Genomic DNA, 21,890 nt, shown 5'->3' with positions numbered 1-21,890 from the left:
GTTTTTATTATTCCTTAATTCCCGTTGAAGCCATACTCTGTATAAAATATTTTTGAAAAAATAAATACGCTGATATTATCGGCAATGCCAGCATAACCGCTGAAGATAGTTTTACACCAAGCTGAGATTCTGCTCTGCCGCCAACGGCAAAAAGTGTAACAAGCTGAGGCATAGTCATTAAACTTTCATCTCTAATCACAATTAAAGGCCAAAGTACTTCATTCCACGATGCCATAAAAGTAATTATGCCAATTGTTACCAAAGCGGGAATTGAATTAGGCCAAAGAATTTTAAATATTATTTGAAATTCACCGCATCCGTCCAAACGTGCTGCGTCAATTAAACTTTGCGGCAAAGTTTTAAAGTATTGCCTAAACATAATTATTCCCAAAGAGTTAATTAAATAGGGAACGATTAACGAATAAAAGGTATCAATCCATCCAAACTTTACCATAATTATATATTGAGGAATAAGTGTTATCTGAAACGGAAGCGTCATTGTAAAAATTATAATATAAAATATTGTATCCCTTCCTTTAAATTCTAACCTGGATAACGCGTAACCAATCATTGATCCGAAAATAAGGACACCAAAAGTTATAATTGAAGAAACAAACAAACTGTTTAACAAAGCTCTTCCAATTGGTATTTTGCTTATCATTTGAGAATAGCTGTTAAGTGAAATTGAAGATGGAAGCAATGTAAGATTACTTATTTCATTTTCCGGCGCAAGCGATGCCATTACCATCCAATAAAATGGATATAAAAACGATATTGCGCCAATCGTTAATAATGAATAAAATAATATTTTATTTAAACTTTTCAATTATCCGACTCTACAAACTTTTTCTGAATTACAACTACTAAAAAAATTATGAATGCAAAAAATAATCCCAAAGTTGCGGCATAACCCATATGATAATAAAAGAACCCTTGCTTATAAATATAAAGTACTGCCGATATTGTGCTGTTTAATGGTCCGCCGCCGGTCATAATATAAGGCTCAATAAAGAGTGAGAAGCCGCCGATTGTTGAAAGAATTACAATCATAAAAATTGTTGGATTTATCATTGGTAATGTAATTTTAAAAAATTTCTGTAATCTCGTCGCACCTTCAAGATCTGCGGCTTCATAATAGTGCGCGGGCACAGTTTGAAGTCCTACTAAAAATAACACAATATATAATCCGACATTTTTCCATGTCGCCATTACCGCAATAGAAATCATTGCAATATCAGGGTCGGTAAGCCAGCCTACTTTTCCAAGACCCAATTTTATTAAAGTTCTGTTCAATATTCCAGTATCAAATCCGAATAACTGCTGCCACATAATTGTTACAACCACTCCTGAAACAATCACAGGAAGAAAAAATGCGGCTCTGTAAAATCCTTGCAGCTTAATTTTTTGATTTAATATTTCCGCTAAAAATAACGCGACAATGATTTGAAGCGGGATGTGAATAACGAGAAACAAAAGTGTGTTCAATATTGATTTAAAAAATGTCGCGTCTTGAAATAGTCTTACGTAATTATTAATGCCAATGTATTTCATCGGCGAGATTATATTCCATTTGTGAAAAGTAAGTACTACTGAAAAAATGACCGGGAATGCAATAAACAATACGAAATGTATTAAGTATGGCGATACAAGAATATAAGGCAATATTTTCTTTTTATTAATTTTCATTTTATTCAAGGAATAATAAATTAACTGCATCGGCGGCGTCTTTAACTGCTTGTTCCGGAGATTTTGTTCCATAAACAACACACGCTTCATATTGCTGAGAGATCAAATCAAATATTTCTTTTAAAACCGGCGATGCGTCAGTTCCTCTTACATATTTTGCCTGCCGAGCAATAATTTTCATTTTGTGATTATTATTGAAATAATCTTCGAACAATGTATTTGTTAAGAGGTCTTTTCTTCTTGGTAATTGATTTGTGATTTTTAATAATTGCAAATCACCTTCATCATCAATCATGGTTTTTAAATATTGCCAAGCCCGTTCTGGATATTTACAAGTATTAAATATCACAATATTCTTTGGATCACCATAAGTATAAACCGGACCGGTATGATCATCCGGAATTGGCATTTCGGTAAAACTGTATTTGAAACCTTTCGGTGCAAATTTATCCGCGTGCGATATTTCCCAAGGACCTGTAAATCTTGTCGCTATTACGCTTGATAAAAACACATCCTGTCTCGATGATAATTTTTCAATTGAAAAATAATTTTTTGAATATAAAGTCCGTAGGAATTTAAATACCTCTACAGAATATTTATTGTTAAAAACGGCTTTCCTGTCTTTAATTAATGGCGCGCCGCCGGAGGCTGCAAGATACAATGGATAAAAATCGAAAAATCTCTGCCACCATGTAACTTGCACTTCGGAATATCCAAACCATCTATCTACATAGCCGTCACCATCTTCATCATTTTGAAACTCCTTTGAAGATGATAAAAATTCCGAATAAGTTTTTGGCGGCGAACCAAGTGTTAAACCATTTATTATATTTTCATTATAAATCAACATTATTGGATTTATTTTCCATGGGATTTGATATATATGTCCGTCTAATGCTCTAATTTCTTCAACAACCGTTGAATCGCATCTTTTATAAATAAACTGCATAAAACCGTCTAAGGTATCCAAGGGAATTAAAACTCCTGCTTCGGCATAAGCTTCAACATCGCCCTGCCACATATTTGAATAAATATCCGGAGTTGTTTTGCCTACGACCGCTGCAAGTATAATTTCTTCACTTGATTGACCTTCCGGGACGGGTTGAAAACTGACTTTAAAATGTTCATTATTATTATTCCAATTTTCAGTTGATGCTTTGGCAAATCTAATTTCATCCATATTGTTTGAAGACCAATATGTCAAATTATTTTCATCATGTTTATCACTAAAACCGCATGAAATAAAAACTGTGCATGTCAATAAGAACAAAATATTTATATGTGATATTTTCATATTAACTATTGCCAATTGGCCCAGTCCGGATCAATTGATGGAAATGCCGGACGCGGAATTAATCCATCTTTTTTCACTGTATAAAAGTCAATTGCTTTTCTATTATTTTCAGATGAAATATTAATTTTCTCTAGTACCTGTTTATTGATTGTGATCTTATATTTCTTCTTCAACTCCAATATCTTATATAAAATTTTTTTTGATAACTTATCATTAAGCTTTTCTTTTTCCGTCAAATTTGTATTTTCAAGACTTACTTCATTATTTTCCAAAACAATGGATTTTGAATATTGATCTCTTAATGCGGCGTAAGCAATTTTATCTTTCCACCATTCACTTTGTTTTTTCACCCAATCATTATCAAAGTAATTTTTTTCCCTTGCCTGCTTTGATAATAATTTATCTCTTAACATTTGCCATACGTAATTATCCAGCGATTTTGAGAATTCATCTCTGCTTGATTTATTGAATTTTAAGTATTGTTCCCTGTTATTATACCAATAAATAAAATCTTCCAGTTTGATATTTCCGTTGTTTGTTTCAATAAGGTTAATGCCGGGATATTTATCGTTTTTAGTCAAGCCCAAATTACTTAGAGATGATTCCAATTTTTTATCCAATTCCCATTCAGCATATAAATCTTTATTTAGAATATATTTTCCTAAATATGATCTTAAAATATTGAAAGCGTCTCTCTTAATTATTGGTTTACTTTTTATGATAAGCTCATTTACATAAACTTCCGATAGCGAATCGGATTTGCTTTTTAATAAGTATTCCTTAGCTTCTTTTTTTAGTTTATTTGATTCAGACTCAGTTTTAATTAAATCTGTTGTTTTGTTTACTACTTTAAAAATGTAAAATCCATCATCAGTTATTATTTTTGCCGAAGCATTTCCTACTGTCATTGTATCTATTATTTTTGCGAGTTCGTTATTTTTTTTTATGAGGTTGAATAACGAAATACGCATCGATCTCTGATCGGCAAAAACAGAATCGTTAATCTGTGAGTTGAACAAAGAATCAAAACTTATTCTATTGCTCAATGATTTTAAATAACCGTCAACTTTATTTTCATCTTTGGAATAAAGCCATTGTATATCCAACTCGCATTTTTTGTCCGCCGCAATTTTATTAATTTCAGAATCTTTAATTTGCACTTTATCATATATTTCATTTTTAAATAATTCTTCCGATGCAATATCTGCTTCAATATCATAATAAATATTCTTTGTGTTTGCATCATTAAACATGCCATGTGCGTAAGCTTCCAATGCGAGAAGTTTTTCATTGATCATATTATTCAGAAAAATATCCTTTGATTTTTTTTCTCTTTTTGCAAAAGCCGGACCATACTCATAATTATAAAAGAATTCTTCAGCGGTAACGCTAATAGTGTCAATAGAAGCGACAACAGTGTTTGGCTGAATTTTATTTTTGTTAAGTTCATCAAAAAAAGACTGAGCACTTAAATCATTTATACTTCCAAACAATATTAAAAAGAGAATATTATATTTTTTCATTAAAAGTAAAACAACTTTATTTATTAGAAATCAAAACCCAATGAAAAAGTATGAATAAAATTCAATCTTCCAAAATCTCTATAAGCATAATCAAAATTTACTTTCGCAGTACTGAGAAGCATTTTAGAATTAACTCCTACGCCTAAAGATAAGCCGCCTTCTCCATCCTGCAGAAATAATGAATTATATCCGCCACGTATTTTAATGTAATCCAAAAATGAAAATTCAGCGCCTACATTCATACTTTGATAATCACTATTCGGCACAATCGCGTCAGCGGCTATTAATAGTTTGTAATCATCATAATTAAATACAAATGTAGAAACGCCAATTTGGAATATTAAAGGAAGTTCCCATTGATCAAGTTCGATGTTGGTTGGTATTCTGTCGTTAGACCCCAATTTAGAATCATCCACGCGGATAAAATATCTAGTATCTCTTCCGTCCATTTTCATGGTTGTTCCAAAATTTGAAATAGAAGCACCAATAGTCATTCCACCGAAAAGATCAGTTTTAAAAAGCGTACCCGCATCAATGGCGAATGCGCTTGCCTTCATATGCCAAATATTTTGTTGTATATATTTTGCTGTAAAGCCGATTGAAAATCTTTCAGTAAGTTTTCTTGCGTATGAAACTCCAAATGAAATATCTCCCGCTGAAAAATATTCTCCTGTTCCTTCCGGAAGTTCGATAGTCCGAACTTTCATATCATCCATAGATAATGAAGTAAAACTAAATCCAATATTACCAAATTCGCCCATTGGAATGACTAACCCGGCATAGTCAAAACTTGTTTCGGCAATCCAGTTTGTATGAACAACAATACCCGAATATTTTTCAGAATTGGCAATACCACCGGCATTCCAATAAAGCGCCGAAGCGTCATTTGCCACACTTACAAATGCTCCGCCTAAACCAAGCGCATTGCCGCCAACGCCTATTCCTAAAAATTCCGCTGAAGTAGTTCCAGTCTTAGAAACATTCTGCGCAAGTGTTGAGTTAGTATACGAAATAAATAAAATATTGAATAAAATTATTATTCGAAATAATTTATTCATAGTTTCCCCCGAATAAATTGTTACCTTCTTATTATTTAATAATTGCAAATCTTCCTACTTTTTCACCTATACCGGGCGCATCAACGTGAAATACATATACTCCAAATGAAATATCCATTGAATCCTTTGATACTAAATCCCAGCTTTCCTGTCCGTCTTGAATATTACTGTCATGTTCAATTGTATCAACAAGTTTGCCGCTGATAGTATATATTCTTATGGTGCATTTGTGAGGTAAATGAATAAAATTAATTTTTCTTTCACCTCTTCCTACTTCATTTGAATATTTTTCCCAAGAAGCGGCGCCAACATATGGATTTGGTACAACGGCAATATCATCAAGTTCTTTTTTTGCTTTTGATAAATCCAATTTTTGTGCTTTAGTCGTAAATTGATAGAACTCATCATTTCTAAATGGTTTTTTTGTACTAATCTTATAAACGTCTCCATAACTTGGATGTATTCTATCACTTTCAATTATTGTTGTATCGTTTACCAAAGTCATAGACCAGCCTATTTTAAGATTTGATAAATTTGTCGCAGGTTTTCCAATCGAATCTCCAAATACAATAAATATTGCGTCGCCATTATCAAACTCCTGATTTTTGTTTTCATCTCTGAAAATAAACTGTGAATGCTCAATTCCATCGGTAATATTTTTAACAATAATATTTGATTGAATAGGCTGACTAAATGAAGTTGACGGAAATGATAAATCGCCTTGTCCTGGTTCCGTAATATGTATTTCAAAATCAGCGGGGTAATAAACTCTTTTACCTTGATACGCGGCCGCAAATCTTGAATCAAATCCAAGCTGAATTAAATAATTGCTGCTTCCGGCAAGCCATTTCGAATTATCGGTATCGATTGTAACAAGAGTGTCATTTACAATATCCAAGGTGAATCCATCTATAACTGATGATTGAATTTCCTGATCCTCAATAATTACATTTTTTACTAAAGTATCGCTATCTGTTAAATCAATTAAAGAATATAATGGATGCGGATCATTATGAAATACAGACTGCTCCTTAAAGACTAATTTATATGTATGAAAATCTTTAATAGAGTCAGGATCAAGAATTGTAATAGAAACATGACCGCTGCCCGGACCGCTTGCTTCAAACGATTGAATTTCGGGAGAAACATATCCGGCTGATGCGGGTCTTGGTGTAACAACCGCTGTATTCACATCGGTTGTAATTTGACCATTAATATCTTCTTTAAGAATGGTTGTTGTTTCTGAAGGCGGAATTCCTTCAAAATTTCCCGTTACATCAGTAGAAGTAAATCCTTGATCATAAGCGGAAACGGCATAATAATAAGTTTGTCCGTTTTGAACAGTTGTATCAACAAATGAATGCTTCAAACCTGTATCATCACCTAAGTAAAATAAAGCGCCGTTAACATTTATCGGATGCAAACCGGTCAGCCCGTCTACTACGTCAAATTGAGCAATCGGCGATCTATAAGTTGGTTTGCCGTAAGCATCGGTTATTATTTTATTTTCAAGGAAATTAGGTTCGGTTGAACGATAAATTCTATAACCTTCAAAATTTACTCTTTGATAAAATGCATCAAAAGATTTTTCCGCTCTGTCATCCCAAAATAACGTTACTTTTCCATCACCCGGAATTGCCTTTAGAATTGGCTTTTCAGGAGGCTTTGCAAATCTATAGTTAGCGTTGTAAATCTGCTGAACTGTTTTTTTCCTTCTGAATAAATCATTTTGGTTAATACCGAATATCATTGACATTGAAAATCTTTCCGTTTCGCCTGCTTCTTCATTTTCACCCGTCAAAGTTGAATAAGTATCGCGTCCATTCATACTGAAAAGATAGCTTGAAAAATAATTTGCTAAATTTACACCCGCTAATGTTTGTCCATGCGGTGACGGAAGTCCGGAAAGTACCGTCCAATTTTCTTCATCATTATCCAATTCATATTTATGTACGGGATATATTGCAAAACCCGTTAAACCCAATTGATCGGATTCATCTTTGTCGAGTATTCCAAAATTCGGTTCGCCTTGTTCGGGTCTACCGTTGCCTTCTGATCCATCCGTATCCGGACCTTGATATCCTTCATCAAAGGGACCAATTCCATCGGAACCAACATCATCATTTAATGATTCATTGCTGTCCCAAGTGCCGTTTTTGTTGGCGTCTAAAAAGGATCTCCAATTTGCGTTTTCATCTGCGTCCCAGTGCGGTCTCCATGAATATCCGTAAAATTCATTGAATTTAGTTGTATCGGCAAATACGTTGATCAAATAGCTGTCTTCATTTGGGGAGTTAATGAAAACTTTCGCATCATTGTCTCTTTTTTCATTTGTTAATCCATCAGAATCATTATCTCTGCTGTCGTCGGGAACGCCTGGGCTTTCCAAGAATGCATAACCTGCTAACCCAACCGGGCTCCAATTTCCGGGACTGCCGAATGAAACTGTTGACCAAGCGTATGACATGTCCAACAATTCGTTATAGTCTCCGGCATTGTTCGATGAATTATCATGCCCGCCAATTCCCCAATCGACATACTGCGCGAATAATGTTTTATCATAATTATAATTGCCGATATTTGTAATTTCGTAAAACCAAAAAATTACATCTTCCGCTAAAACTTGAGACCATTGAAAACCACGCGCGCGAACCTGCATTCCCAAGCCGCCTCTCAGTGGATCTTGATCGTCCGGTCTAAAATTATTCTCCAGCAAATATTGTCTGTCTTCATTATCATCAAACACAAAGTAAGTTTCAACATCCGCGTTAAAAATTCCCTTACCAAAATAGCCATTCCATGTTCCGTTCCAATCCGAAGGTCTATCCGGCCAGCTGTTAGGCCAGGTTTTCGGATCATCGCTTCTTGCTGGCGTTGAAATATATGGAGCGGCATATCCGGGTAAAGACCACCATCCGTATGTTACGCCTGTTGCCTGGTCATACCTAGTAAATTCGTAATAATTTGATTCCAACGGATGAATTAATTTTCCCTGCGGATCTAGAGCTTCTGCTTGAACGATAATTGCGACTCCGTCAACGTAAGTATGGTTTGTCCCTTTCGGCCAAACTCCGCTTCGACTTGGTTCATTTTCCCAATCAGCAATTTCACCAAAATTATAATATACTGTGGCGGCAAGGTTTCCATCCATAAAACCTTTCCTCGTTTGGTTGTGATCGCCTTTATTTTTATCAACTATTCTTTGTGCGTTAATAGTTTTAAAATGCGCGATCATACTTAAAAAACTAAGGATGAAAAAAACAGAATATTTTTTTATCCTCGACACATTTTCCTCCTGGAATAGATGTAACTATAATGTAATTGATGCGCCTAAAATAATTTGACGAGGCGCGGAATAAAAATCCGGTCTTGTAAAAAACTCTTTTAGTGTATTAACTCCTCTTGGCTGTTCCTGTTCTCTGGTTAATTCAAGTGAGTAACCAGATCTTCCCGTATCACCAAAAACATCTAACTCATTTTTTGTATCCAATAGATTAAATATTTTTGCGAAAACCGAAATTTGATGAGTGCCAATAGAAAAATATTTGGTAATGTAAAAATCTAAATTATATATCGCCGGTTTATTGTCGCTGTTTTCCAATCCTGTTCTTTGGTTTTGAACAGAAGGAGTATAAGGCAGCCCTGAACCTAATCTTCCAATCATGCTTGTAATATAATCGCCCGGAATTCCGGCAGTTAATGTAAAATTAAGTGAATGTGTTCTATCCCAATTTAATGGAACAAGCTGTTTATTTATGAGTATCGGCGGATTTGCTTGTGCTTTATTAAACGCGTCATTTGGATCTGAAGCATTTCCTTTGGCAACTTGATATGTGTAATCTACAGTTAACCCATATCCTTCGTTAAATCTTTTTTCAAACGTAAATGTAACTCCTTTAACAGCTCCATAGTCTTTATTAATCAATCTGCTGAATTTTCTAAATTCATTTTTAATAAATATTTCCGTGCTTAATAAATTTCTAATGTCTTTATAATAGCCTGTAACCGTAACACCAAACTGCTCATTTAATTCCTGCTGTAAACCAATTTCATACATTGTTGTTTGTTGAGGTTTTAAATTCGCATTGCCGATTGTATTTCCCACATTTTCAGGAAAGTCTCCCGTTAGTGGAATTCTATAATTTGGATTTCTATATAGATTTTCAAATGGAGGAATTTGGAAAAAATGACCATACGAAATGTGGATAGCACCTTTATCGGTTATCGGATATGATAAACCTATACGCGGACTAATTTGATATTTTGCGTCGGCTTTTTGAATAAGTGAATCTGGAAACGGCGGCTGTAATTCGTCCAATTCATTTATCTTATTCGGATTAATTAAAAATTCTCCGTCAGGTTCAAAATAATCTAAACGTGAGCCGGCATTTACAACAAGATATTCCAACTCAATTTTATCTTGTAAGTAATAAGCAAATTGAAATGGGTTTGCCTGATATACGTTGTAATTGAATGAACCCGGTGTTGGTAAAGTTGGATTAAAATTTGTCGACGCATCTATTACAATTTGGAAATCTTCATAATCCAACGAATGATGCTGAAATTCAAATCCGGTTTTTATTTGATTTATATTATCTATCTGCCATGTAAAATCTGTTTTTCCCGTTAAAGTTGTTGTTGTATGATTGAACTGCCAATTTTCCGTTCCAGCTGTTAAAAATGCGTTTCCACTTACTACTTGTTTCATCTGCGGATCAACATATCTTGAATCTAAAGGATTTTCAAAAACATATTGATTGAACTCCGATCTGATACCAGAAAAAATGAAATCAATAAACGCTGAATTATTCAAGACAAGTGTGTAGCTGCCGATTCCTAAAAAGCTATTATGATGCTTTTGATAATTGCCGTCGGGATTAAGTTTATAAGAATGATTATAATCATTATAATTTTGATTTTGATACATTCCTGTAAGTACAATTCCTTTGCTTCCACCAACATTAACCGACAATTTTCCTTGTAAAGACAATCTTTCGTTAAATGCCATTGGAATATATTTATTATCTCCGGTCGCGCCAATTATCCAATCATCGGGATTATTTGCAGAAAAATCAGAAACATCAGACGGATTGAACATTCTTTTTCCATAAATATATCCGTCATCGTAATTATATCTTCCGGAGACAAAGTACTTTAGCAGATCCGCAAGCCCCGGAATTGGACCGCTGAAATTTCCTTGAACATTGTTTACTTTAATTGGATTAATGTTATCAATATTTTCAAAAATATTTGAATGCGAACTTACATAATCGCCCATATACGCAGATACTTCACCTTCATAATTTTCTCCTGCAATTTTAGTAACCTGATTTACAACTCCGGATAAAGCTTCTCCATATTCAGCGTTGAATGTTCCGGTAAGAACTTGAATTTCTTCAATACTGTTAACTTCAGCAGATAATGAAGACTGTCCGGAAAAAGCGTCATTAACAGGAACACCGTCTATCAAATATTTTACTTCATTACTTCTGCCGCCTCTAAAGTGTCCGTCAACAACGCCTGCCTGCAGATTAACAACTGATGCGACATCTTCCAACGGAAGCATTGAGATTTGATTACCGCTTATACTAGCTTCAGTTGATGTAAGATCATGCTGAACAATCGGTTTTTCAGCAGAGATTACTACTTCATTAATTTGAATAGATTCAGAACTTAATGAAAAATCCAAATTTGTTGTCTGATCGACAGAAACCCTTACACTTTTATATGAAACTTGAGTATAACCAATACTTGATGCTCTTACTTCATAATTACCGGGTGGAATATTGATGATGAAATAATTACCATCCATATCTGCCGCACCGCCATAGTTTGTTCCCACAATTAAAATGTTGGCGCCAATTAACGGCTCTCCTGTAGATTTATCAATTACTTTACCTGCAATTTTACCGGTAGTTCCGGCAAAACTCAGGGAAACAAACACAAAAGTTAAAATCGGAGTTATAGAAAATATTTTTCTTATATTGTCTAAAGTGAACATTAAATTCACCTACATTTGTTGGATTTTAATTTTTAAATTTGAAAGAAGGACACCAAAAAGTGTCCTTCTTTATATTTTTTACTTCAGCAGCATCATCTTTTTGGATTGAATAAAATCACCGGCTTTAATTGTAAAGATATAAGTACCGCTTGCAACTTTACTTCCCGAATTATTATCACCATTCCATTGAATGTAGTTTACACCTGAACTCTGTATATCATTAACTAACATTTTTATTTCTTTACCAAGCATATCATAAATCTTAATTGTAACGAATGAAGCTTTTGGTAAAGCATAGCTAATTACTGTTGAAGGATTAAAAGGATTCGGATAATTTTGGAATAAAGTATAAGTTGTTGGAATAAATTCATTTTTTAACGCCAGTTACTTCAGATATTTTTTTTCCACAGTCAATCCGTCAAAGTATACCGTTCCTTGGAATCTTCCCAATGGATGTAATCTCAATGAAAACGCTTTCGATCCTTCGGGAACTGTTACGTCTATATAAAATTGTGTCCAGTCAAATTCAGTTACTTTCGGGAAGGCTAACGCTATGTCACTTGACCAGAATTCTCCCCACCCTGAATTATTGCCTACTGTATTATGGAATATTGGGGTTAATGCTACACTCCATTGATCGCCTACCGCTGAGGCTGAATCCGGTTTCAAGTCTTTTCCCTTTATCCAAACGCTTACTCTAAGTACATCGCCCGGAACTACGCCGCTTAATTCACTTATGTCTTTACTTCCTCCATTACTAACAGCTTTACCCAAAGCGCTTCCGTCTATAGCGTATTTTCTTGTTCCTACAAATCCGTCATGCGTTCCCGGCAGCATGTCAAACTTTAATGATTTCTTTCCATAATACGACTCTTCTTCTGTTACTACTGTTCTTTCATATCCGTCGCTTAACTTTCCGTCATTGCCTCCAACCGGTGGTAACCAGTAAAACCATCCCGTCGGTACGCCCAATTCCGTGTTCCAGTTTTGTCCTGCCCAGCCTCCTCTGCCTACAAATACATAATTATCTGTCCATACCGTGCCTACAGCATCTTTTCCGCCTACAAACCTTATTATTGTCTTGTAACTATCTTCAGGCAAGATTATCTCGCCTACTTCAGTCGTATCCTCTACCCATCCGCTTGTACTTGATACACTTTGATCTAGTTCAAACTTCTTCTCGCCTATCAGTCCTCCGTCTTCTCTGTAAAAACTATAACTTACATACCATTTCGAATCTTCATTGCCTGGGTTTGTATTTACTCCGCTTGTCTTATACGATACTCCCATCTTTATATCTACATCCTTAAAATGATGTTCCGACCATAGATCAGCCATATTTTCACTTTCCCACATTGCTGCTTCACCCGTACTGTTCTTTTGTATCTTCAAGCTTCTGCCCATTGATATATACTCGTCATTTGACCAGGTTAATGTTGATCCGCCCGGTTCTTTGCCTTTGGTCCAATATGACGGTAATTCCTGTTCAAAGCTGCCTATCTCACTTATTTTCGGCAGATCTAATTTTTCTACGGTCAATCCGTCAAAGTATACCGTTCCTTGGAATCTTCCCAATGGATGTAATCTCAATGAAAACGCTTTCGATCCTTCGGGAACTGTTACGTCTATATAAAATTGTGTCCAGTCAAATTCAGTTACTTTCGGGAAGGCTAACGCTATGTCACTTGACCAGAATTCTCCCCACCCTGAATTATTGCCTACTGTATTATGGAATATTGGGGTTAATGCTACACTCCATTGATCGCCTACCGCTGAGGCTGAATCCGGTTTCAAGTCTTTTCCCTTTATCCAAACGCTTACTCTAAGTACATCGCCCGGAACTACGCCGCTTAATTCACTTATGTCTTTACTTCCTCCATTACTAACAGCTTTACCCAAAGCGCTTCCGTCTATAGCGTATTTTCTTGTTCCTACAAATCCGTCATGCGTTCCCGGCAGCATGTCAAACTTTAATGATTTCTTTCCATAATACGACTCTTCTTCTGTTACTACTGTTCTTTCATATCCGTCGCTTAACTTTCCGTCATTGCCTCCAACCGGTGGTAACCAGTAAAACCATCCCGTCGGTACGCCCAATTCCGTGTTCCAGTTTTGTCCTGCCCAGCCTCCTCTGCCTACAAATACATAATTATCTGTCCATACCGTGCCTACAGCATCTTTTCCGCCTACAAACCTTATTATTGTCTTGTAACTATCTTCAGGCAAGATTATCTCGCCTACTTCAGTCGTATCCTCTACCCATCCGCTTGTACTTGATACACTTTGATCTAGTTCAAACTTCTTCTCGCCTATCAGTCCTCCGTCTTCTCTGTAAAAACTATAACTTACATACCATTTCGAATCTTCATTGCCTGGGTTTGTATTTACTCCGCTTGTCTTATACGATACTCCCATCTTTATATCTACATCCTTAAAATGATGTTCCGACCATAGATCAGCCATATTTTCACTTTCCCACATTGCTGCTTCACCCGTACTGTTCTTTTGTATCTTCAAGCTTCTGCCCATTGATATATACTCGTCATTTGACCAGGTTAATGTTGATCCGCCCGGTTCTTTGCCTTTGGTCCAATATGACGGTAATTCCTGTTCAAAACTGCCTATATTGTTAATGCCGCTTTGCGCATTAATTGGAATGCCATTTATCAAAAAAAGTATAGATAAATTAATTATACACCACTTTTTTAAGCGCGTAAATCTACTCATACTGCCTCCTTGATATTATTTTTATATTGATACTTAATTATCCGAGAATTTGAAAAATTTCCTAAAACATTTTGAAGTTGATTTAAAGAAATAAACTCATTTACTAATTTGTCAACCTTTATTTTATTATTTACCAATAAATGAACCGCTTGTTGAAACGTATTAGGGTTTAAAAGAGAATTAAAAATTTTAATTTCATTTTGAAATAATTTCTGAAGATTTAATTGTACATCATGATTTTTGGGGGCTAATCCGAATATGACTATTTTTGTTCCTTTACCAGCCAAATTGATTGAAAGTTCTACCGTTTCCTTACTCCCTACACATTCAATAATAACACCAACATCTTTTTTTGTCGCATCATAAAAATTTTCTAAGAAATGTTCAGCTTTCGGATTGAATACATAATCTGCTCCTAACTGAAGACCCAAATTTCTTTTAAATTCTACCGGCTCAATTAAAAATACATTTGAAGCACCTGCCAGCTTAGCTAATTGAATAAACAGCAATCCAATTGATCCTCCGCCTATTACGACTGCATTTTCACCTAATATATTGTTTAGTTGATTAATTCCATGAAGACAACATGAAAGTGGTTCCGCAAAAGCAGCGGTGCTTAAGTCAAATTCATTTGGTAAAGTATATAATTGAGAAGTGGGAACAATAGAATATTCTGCAAAACCGCCATTTAAAGTAACACCTAAAGCTTTAAGATGGGTACATAAATTAATTTTACCCTTTTTACAAAATGTACATGTACCGCATATTATATTAGGATCAACTACAACTTTATCCCCATGTTTGAATTGAAGATTATTATTGTTGTCTACAATAATGCCAGAATATTCATGTCCTAATATTACAGATTTTGCCGAAGGTGCCGTACCTTCAAAAATATGTTTATCCGTGCCGCAAATTCCGCAATTTGTTACGTGAATTAAAACTTCATTGGAGTTCAATTTACGAATTGAATAATCTTCAATATCTATATTTTGAATATTCTTTAAAACTGCAGCTTTCATTTATTATTTTTCTAATTGTTTCGTTGACTTTCTAATTATTAATTCAACAGGAACAAGAATTTTTTTTGCATTGGATTTGTTCTTTATAAGTTCAATAATTACTCTAAGCGCTTCAGCGCCTAATTCAACTTTTGGTACCCTAATTGTTGTTAACGGAGGATCAAGTAATAGATCCGCTTCAACATCATCAAATCCTATTATTGAAATATCTTCAGAATTTTATAATTATTTTCTTTCAAAAAATGCATAGCTCCAATAGCCATTGCGTCATTACAAGCAAAGATTGCAGTCACATTTTCATTTTGCTTCAGTAACTTTTGTACCGACCTGTATCCGTATTGTCTATCGGGATAAGCAGCATCAATAACAATTAAATTGTTTTTAATTTTTAAATTAGCTTTTTCAAGTGCATGTTTGTAACCATTCAACCTTCCCCTAATACTTGGGTGCATAATATCACCGCCAATAAAACCGATATTTTATGTCCCAACTGAATTAAGTGCTGAGCCGCCAATACTCCGCCTTGAAAATTATCAATTAAAATGGAAGGGCAATTATTATTACTTATCTCAAAATCAACAAATACAATTGGAAGTTTTAATGTGCAAATTCTATCAATAAGATTCTGGGGAACTTTTCCTGCAATAATAATACCATCTACATTTTTTTCAAGAATGTACCGAGGTAAAGGAGAATTTTCATCAAAATCTGATTTAATTGTTGTTAGTAAAACATAATATTCACCATCGCGTGCTTCAAACTCAGTACCCAAAAATATTCTTGTATAAAATGGTTCGGTTCTTAAAAAATGATCATCAGTTAAAATGAATCCTATGTTTCCCGTAATTTTTGATACTAATCCTCTTGCTGAGCGTGATGGATGAAAATCCAAATCTTTAATCGCATTTTGAACTTTCTTTTTTGTCTGGTTAGAAATTCTTGAATTGCCGTGAATAACCAAAGGAAACTGTGGCTGTTGAAACACCAGCTTTTTCTGCTACATTTTTTATTGTCGCACTCATTTCACACTCGGTTAAACGTTTAACTAAACTTACATTATTTTTCTCTTTCGGTCAAGATATTTTTTAATATTTTTGGATTAATTACAAAACTATACAAATAGATATTTTCAACAGCTTATGCCAATTGGATGTGAGAGACTATTTATTAAAATGTATTATTTTAATAGTAAACAATTTATTTAGATTAAACGTTTAACTTAATTAACAAATAATCATCATAGTATTATATGTAATACTATAATTTAGATTAGAATTTTTGTTGAAAATATATCATATATAAGAATTTGAGGAATTATTTTAAAATTGTTTTTTAAATAGCAGCTTAACAAATTTATTACCCCATCTTAATTCAATTTCATTTTTATCTATTAGTTACACTTTTTTCATTGTGTAATAATTTGCAATTTTTTTAATGTCGACGTAAGTAAAATGATCATCTATTTTTTTTTAAGGAATGATAAGGACTCAGTGATTTTTCGGAATTAAAGAATTTGGGAATTGAATTAGTAAAGCAAATTTTCCTTTTTATTAAGATATTTTGCAATATTATTTATTGCCTTTTTGTATTCGACATACTCAAAAACTAAAGCTGCAATTATTAAATTAACTTTGCTTATTTTATAACTTTAATATGTAATATCAGCACAATTGAATTCAATTCCATTGGCTTTATTTTTATTTCTTTCTTCGGAAGTTTTCATGAACGCTGGATTTATATCATTACAAATTATTTTTTAATTTGGGCTATTCACTAATCTATCAAATCTGTTTCCGCCTTAAATAGCCTTGTATTGCCGCGGTATACGATAAGTAAGTATAAATGGTTTTTATACATGATCTGATATTAATTGAGCTTGTCCAATTTCGGGTATGGACGTATGTTTTTTAGAATCATCTAATGTGATATTATTCCAAATATTTTTCATTCACTTATATAATATTATCTCATCTATATAAATTTATTGTAATTCGAAAATATTTGCTGTAGAAGTCGATTTGCTTTTGCATGGAATTTGTTTTATAAAAATATCTAATTCTAAATTGTACGTATTTATACTTATTTACAATAAGATAATATTCTCTTATATTATATTTATATTTTAAGTTAATACTATAAAACTGAGATTAATGTAACTTAAATGGCGAAGTTTTGTAAATAATGACAAACAAATATTTTTTTATGTCATATTCTTTATTATCTGAAAGATTGGAAGTTACTAAATATAATAAAAGTATAAATTTTATCGAACTAAGGGATTTCAATATATTCATTTCAGAATTACTAAAATTTAATTCAAATATTGAAATGAAATAATACCAAACTTATCTTATCAAATTTCCTTAGGAAATGAATGTTCAAAAAAACTATTAAGCTGCGGACAACATTCAGCAAGTTAATTTTTTTTTAGCAAAAATACATAGGAGAAAAATAATATGAGAATAAAAATAATTATTGTATCAGTTATTTTTTTTATAATTGGCTGCGTTGAACAAAAAGTCGATTATTTAAATATGGGTAAGGATATTTTATCAACAAATACTATGGATAAAACCGAATTATTACGCGCTATAGAATATTTTAACTCTGAATTAAAAATAAATCCAAACTCAGTTGAAACGTTAAAAAATCTCGCAATCGCTTATAGCAAAATACATGATGATGAAAAATCATATAAAGTACTAAGTAAGGCAATAGATCAAAATAATATAATTGCGGAGGAACTTCATACTCTTAAAGGCTTACAGTATTTTGCAAAAATAAATATGAAGAATCAATATTAAATTTTCAAGAAGCTCTTAAACTTAATCCAGCAAATCAAAATATTTACAAGTTAATATTTACTTCTAAATTATGGCAGAAGTATAAAAAAAATGGAGCGTGGGAAAGTTTTGATAAAAGCGATGTACAATTTTTAATAGATGAAGTTTATGGAGAAAGTTCAGTTAAGCCAACTTATGAAGAGCTGATTGCGCTTTTTAACCAAGCAAAGTAACATTTGATAAATGTTGTGATATGGAATGTAAAATTGTTAATGTTAACATAGAACCAACCTTAATTAAAGCAGAAATTATAGCAAAAGAACTTCAAAAATATTTTGACAATTACCATCAACAGCTTGCCGAAAAATATTTATGTCTATAAACAAAATAAATAGGTAAATGTTAAATATGGATTTAATTGCGGCTACTCTAAAATTGAAGTTCTGTTTATTAAAATATGCAGAGGTTATTATAATTTGGAGTACTTAGTAAAATATGAGCAATATAATACAATGCAATTAAGCTGATTTAATTCCATAAAAAAATAAAAAATTAGCAATTAAAAGAAGGTTAAAATGAAAAGTATATTCTTCACGTTTGTCCTATTTTTATTCTTAAGTTGTGAAAATCCATTAGAAGATAGAGTAGATGATCTAGAAAAACGGCAAGTGGAACAAGAAATAAAATATCAAGAAACATTAGATTCGTTAATGTTGATAATTCAAAATCAAAATGAGCAAATTGCCGGAATAATTGTTAAAAGTCAGAAAATGATCGATTCACTATCAAATCTTTACAACAGTCAATTAGATTCTTTAAGCTCGGCTCAAAGATCACTGATCGATTCATTGATCAATGAGCAACAAACCACTATCGATTCAATGCTGGCTTATCAGCAAAGTTTAATTGAAAGTATTATTAAAACACAGCCCAAAAAAGATTTTGTTGATGAACAATTATTTAATTCTTTATGTCCGCAAGAATGGACAGAATTTGATGTTAGTCATATTGTAGGAAAAAAGAAAACACTTTTAATTTTAAGAGTTGATCGAGTATTGACAAATTCAGATTACATAGCTTTTAGACCAAACGGAGAAACGAAAGATTGGTTATCAGATAGTTCAAGTTGGAAGAATGGAGCTAATTCATTATCAATTGTAAATTTAAAATACGCGGAATCCGGCTTAGCGATGGTTTATACAGATGATGAAGGTAAAATTGAGATGAGAGCTAATCTTGAAAGCAACGTTTATATCATACTTAAGTTAATCTTTTATATTAACTGATAATGTATATATGAATAATAATTTTTTTACTAAAGCATTGTCTACATAAATTTTGATTGTCATGTTATTTTAACATCATTATACTGCGATAAATAAATGGAAATTAAAAACATTATAGTAATTCTAATAATTTTATTTTGCGGAAAATTATTTAGTCAAGCTGATACTTCTTCTGCGAATCCAAATAAGTTACTTAAAAATTCAAAATTTTTTGGGATTCAAATTGAAGCCGTTTCCGCAATAGCAATAAATGAAATTGGGATTTCCGGTGATTATGATTTTTATTCTTCAATAAATAAAAAATATAATTTTGGATTACGAATTAGTACGGAATATTATAAAATACTGGATTTGGATGTTGGTGGCGGAAGCACATTTGGACCTTATTGGGATTTTAGTCTTTTAGGTCGTTATAGTGTTAGGGGTAATTTTATTTGGTTTTCTCCATTATTGGGAATTACATTGCATAATAATTTAGAAGAGACAAAATCTGATTCTAAACTATTGATGAAGTTGGGTATTGAGTTTAAATTTAATTTGTACAAAGATAATATTGGCTTACTTCTAAAATTTATTTCCGGACTTGCAGAAGAAAGGTCCGGATATGGAGGAATTGGCTTAACGATTGGTTTTTATAATAATTAATTCGGCATAACTAACAAAACCTCTTTGATCCAAGGGTTGCCATTGGCAGAGTCCTTTGGACAACTTGACTTCTAATGAATCGTGACAAGCTGCGCGCTAATTTGTTAGAATTTTGTAAAAAATAACCTTCAATGTTTTGTGACAGAATAATAGATTGACTTGCTCTTATACAAAGTCAAAAATAAATCTCTATGAAAAATAATTGTGTATTTAACAAACGAATATTTTAATTTAATTTTAGAACAATTTGTTTAAATGATTTATGGAGTATTTTAATGAAATTAAAAATCTTTTTGTTTCCAGTAATACTAACAATAATCATATGTAATTCAATTTTCCCCAGAAGTATTAATAAAAACAACAAAATTGATAATCTTATGTCACAATATGAGGATTTAACAGAATTTTTCTTTAAATATGCGAAAATATAAAATTGTAGAAAGTATAAAAAATATAAATGAGGAAATTAATCTTATTAACAATATTTTAACTATCGAGAGTTTTAATCAACTAAAAGCAAACCAAAATGAAATTAGTAAATTATCAAAAAATCAAGACTATGCTTCAATAGCATTAATAGCGGTTGATTCATACAAAATTTTAGCTTTAGAATTAGATTATACAAAACTGAAAATTCCACAAGAAGTAGTTCTTTTCGATTATGTTGGATTCAAGATTAAATCATTATTAATTCAAAAAGTAATTGATTGGAACAATATAAAAGCAATTTCAAAAACTACGGAAAATTTATGGGATAATGTAAAAGTACGAATCAAAAATGATGCCTTAAAAGATTTAGTGAGCGACATTGTTTTAGGCTTAAAAAATTCAGTTAGTACCCAAAATAAGAATATGCTAAATTTTGGGGCTCAGATGAATTTAGATGCTGTTGATCTTTTGGAGGCGTATTTTGAAAAATAATATTTTAAATAATCCAACCGAAGCAAATAATGTAAAATTACTAAACAGAATTCCGCAAATTGTTTTTATTTACTGGGTTATAAAAATTGCCGCAACCACTTTATGTGAAACTGTGGCAGATATGTTTTCAATGACTCTGAATTTGGGTTATGGTGAAACAATAATTATATTCCTTGTATTATTTATTATTCTACTTTCTTACAAAATTAAAATTAAAAAATACGAACCAATAGCCTACTGGCTTGTTTTTACTTCTACAGCAATAGTTGGAACCGGAATTTCAGATTTTATTGATAGAACACTTGGTATTGGATACACATTTGGTTCTATACTTTTAATATTTCTTTTATTAATTATTTTAATGCTCTGGTATCAAAAAGAAAAATCAATTGCAGTAGAAAATATAACTTCTACTTCAGCAGAAATTTATTATTGGATTGCATTTTTAATTGCCAATACATTAGGCACTGCTGCCGGTGACTTTCTTTCAGATAGTTTAGGATTGGGTTTTTTAATTAGCGCTTTATTAATTACTATATTATTAGTTATAATAATTTTTTTACATTTTTATTCCAAACTGTCAAAAACTTTTCTCTTTTGGTTTGCGTTTGTTTTAACTAGACCTTTTGGCGCAACATTCGGAGACCTATTAACAAAATCCGTTGATAAAGGTGGTCTTAATTTAGGGACTATTGGCGCCTCTATTTTTTTTACAATTTTATTAATTTTTGGACTGTATAAGGAAGTGCAACTTGAAAAAGTTAGAAATTTATAAATTCATAATAACTAATAAATCAGAGTAATTACTGCAGAATGCTTTTGGTAAAATTTTGAGATTATTTTATAAAGAAAGTTCAGAAGTTTAATTTTTATTTCGGTAAGCATAACATTAACTTTAAGGCGGCAAGTAATATGCTATTGTTAAACAAAAAAATCGCAATTAT

At 32.5% G+C, this 21,890-nt stretch carries 19 protein-coding genes; 5 read left to right on the top strand and 14 right to left on the bottom strand.

All coding sequences use genetic code 11. The features are described from left to right. Positions 1 to 7: 7 nt before the first annotated feature. From IPK06_16535 to IPK06_16470, 14 genes are all read right to left on the bottom strand, one after another. Positions 8 to 748, bottom strand: coding sequence for a carbohydrate ABC transporter permease (locus IPK06_16535; protein ID MBK7981576.1), 741 nt, complete (start codon positions 746 to 748; stop codon positions 8 to 10). A 74-nt stretch (positions 749 to 822) separates the two neighbouring features. After that, entirely contained in the window at positions 823 to 1,686 is an 864-nt protein-coding gene (locus tag IPK06_16530; protein MBK7981575.1) for a sugar ABC transporter permease, read from the bottom strand. 1 nt (position 1,687) lies between these two features. Beyond that, complete coding sequence (locus IPK06_16525) at positions 1,688 to 2,980, bottom strand: extracellular solute-binding protein (GenBank protein ID MBK7981574.1); 1,293 nt, start codon at positions 2,978 to 2,980, stop codon at positions 1,688 to 1,690. 5 nt (positions 2,981 to 2,985) lie between these two features. Then, positions 2,986 to 4,503, bottom strand: a complete 1,518-nt coding sequence (locus IPK06_16520) for a hypothetical protein (GenBank protein ID MBK7981573.1) — start codon at positions 4,501 to 4,503, stop codon at positions 2,986 to 2,988. Between the two features lie 23 nt (positions 4,504 to 4,526). Next, positions 4,527 to 5,561 carry a PorV/PorQ family protein gene (locus IPK06_16515; GenBank protein ID MBK7981572.1) on the bottom strand — a complete coding sequence of 345 codons (1,035 nt, stop codon included), beginning with the start codon at positions 5,559 to 5,561 and terminating at the stop codon, positions 4,527 to 4,529. 31 nt (positions 5,562 to 5,592) lie between these two features. Beyond that, positions 5,593 to 8,847, bottom strand: coding sequence for a hypothetical protein (locus IPK06_16510; GenBank protein MBK7981571.1), 3,255 nt, complete (start codon positions 8,845 to 8,847; stop codon positions 5,593 to 5,595). Between the two features lie 24 nt (positions 8,848 to 8,871). Beyond that, complete coding sequence (locus tag IPK06_16505) at positions 8,872 to 11,562, bottom strand: TonB-dependent receptor (protein MBK7981570.1); 2,691 nt, start codon at positions 11,560 to 11,562, stop codon at positions 8,872 to 8,874. A gap of 78 nt (positions 11,563 to 11,640) precedes the next feature. Further along, positions 11,641 to 11,946 (bottom strand): T9SS type A sorting domain-containing protein, encoded by a 306-nt coding sequence (locus IPK06_16500; protein ID MBK7981569.1) that lies wholly within the window; start codon positions 11,944 to 11,946, stop codon positions 11,641 to 11,643. Continuing rightward, entirely contained in the window at positions 11,947 to 14,289 is a 2,343-nt protein-coding gene (locus IPK06_16495) for a hypothetical protein (protein ID MBK7981568.1), read from the bottom strand. Then, the gene (locus IPK06_16490) at positions 14,286 to 15,311 is read right to left on the bottom strand and encodes a zinc-dependent alcohol dehydrogenase family protein (GenBank protein ID MBK7981567.1); all 1,026 of its coding nucleotides are present in this window, start codon (positions 15,309 to 15,311) and stop codon (positions 14,286 to 14,288) included. The genes IPK06_16495 and IPK06_16490 overlap by 4 nt, the downstream gene beginning before the upstream one ends. Before the next feature lie 3 nt (positions 15,312 to 15,314). Then, positions 15,315 to 15,518 carry a substrate-binding domain-containing protein gene (locus tag IPK06_16485; protein MBK7981566.1) on the bottom strand — a complete coding sequence of 68 codons (204 nt, stop codon included), beginning with the start codon at positions 15,516 to 15,518 and terminating at the stop codon, positions 15,315 to 15,317. Further along, positions 15,509 to 15,763: a substrate-binding domain-containing protein gene (locus IPK06_16480; GenBank protein MBK7981565.1), complete on the bottom strand. Its 255-nt coding sequence runs from the start codon at positions 15,761 to 15,763 to the stop codon at positions 15,509 to 15,511. The genes IPK06_16485 and IPK06_16480 overlap by 10 nt, the downstream gene beginning before the upstream one ends. Further along, entirely contained in the window at positions 15,736 to 16,272 is a 537-nt protein-coding gene (locus IPK06_16475; protein ID MBK7981564.1) for a LacI family DNA-binding transcriptional regulator, read from the bottom strand. The genes IPK06_16480 and IPK06_16475 overlap by 28 nt, the downstream gene beginning before the upstream one ends. Next, positions 16,241 to 16,333 carry a LacI family DNA-binding transcriptional regulator gene (locus tag IPK06_16470; GenBank protein ID MBK7981563.1) on the bottom strand — a complete coding sequence of 31 codons (93 nt, stop codon included), beginning with the start codon at positions 16,331 to 16,333 and terminating at the stop codon, positions 16,241 to 16,243. Before IPK06_16470 ends, IPK06_16475 begins: the two co-directional genes overlap by 32 nt. A 1,434-nt stretch (positions 16,334 to 17,767) precedes the next feature. Between IPK06_16470 and IPK06_16465 the strand changes: the two genes are divergently transcribed. The 5 genes from IPK06_16465 to IPK06_16445 all read left to right on the top strand — a co-directional run bounded on the left by IPK06_16465 (position 17,768) and on the right by IPK06_16445 (position 21,721). Then, on the top strand, positions 17,768 to 18,115 hold the full coding sequence (locus IPK06_16465) for a hypothetical protein (protein ID MBK7981562.1): 348 nt from the start codon (positions 17,768 to 17,770) through the stop codon (positions 18,113 to 18,115). A gap of 554 nt (positions 18,116 to 18,669) precedes the next feature. Then, entirely contained in the window at positions 18,670 to 19,380 is a 711-nt protein-coding gene (locus IPK06_16460) for a hypothetical protein (GenBank protein ID MBK7981561.1), read from the top strand. Positions 19,381 to 19,476: 96 nt separating this feature from the next. Next, a complete protein-coding gene (locus IPK06_16455) occupies positions 19,477 to 20,025 on the top strand; it encodes a hypothetical protein (protein ID MBK7981560.1) in 549 nt (182 codons plus the stop codon). A 417-nt stretch (positions 20,026 to 20,442) separates the two neighbouring features. Further along, positions 20,443 to 20,946, top strand: a complete 504-nt coding sequence (locus IPK06_16450; GenBank protein ID MBK7981559.1) for a hypothetical protein — start codon at positions 20,443 to 20,445, stop codon at positions 20,944 to 20,946. Further along, positions 20,909 to 21,721 (top strand): hypothetical protein, encoded by an 813-nt coding sequence (locus IPK06_16445; GenBank protein ID MBK7981558.1) that lies wholly within the window; start codon positions 20,909 to 20,911, stop codon positions 21,719 to 21,721. Before IPK06_16450 ends, IPK06_16445 begins: the two co-directional genes overlap by 38 nt. Positions 21,722 to 21,890: the final 169 nt, after the last annotated feature.

The organism is Ignavibacteriota bacterium (assembly GCA_016713565.1).
Lineage (GTDB): Bacteria > Bacteroidota > Ignavibacteria > Ignavibacteriales > Melioribacteraceae.
Note: the sequence above shows the minus strand (reverse complement) of the source record. Positions and strands in the feature narration are given on the sequence as shown.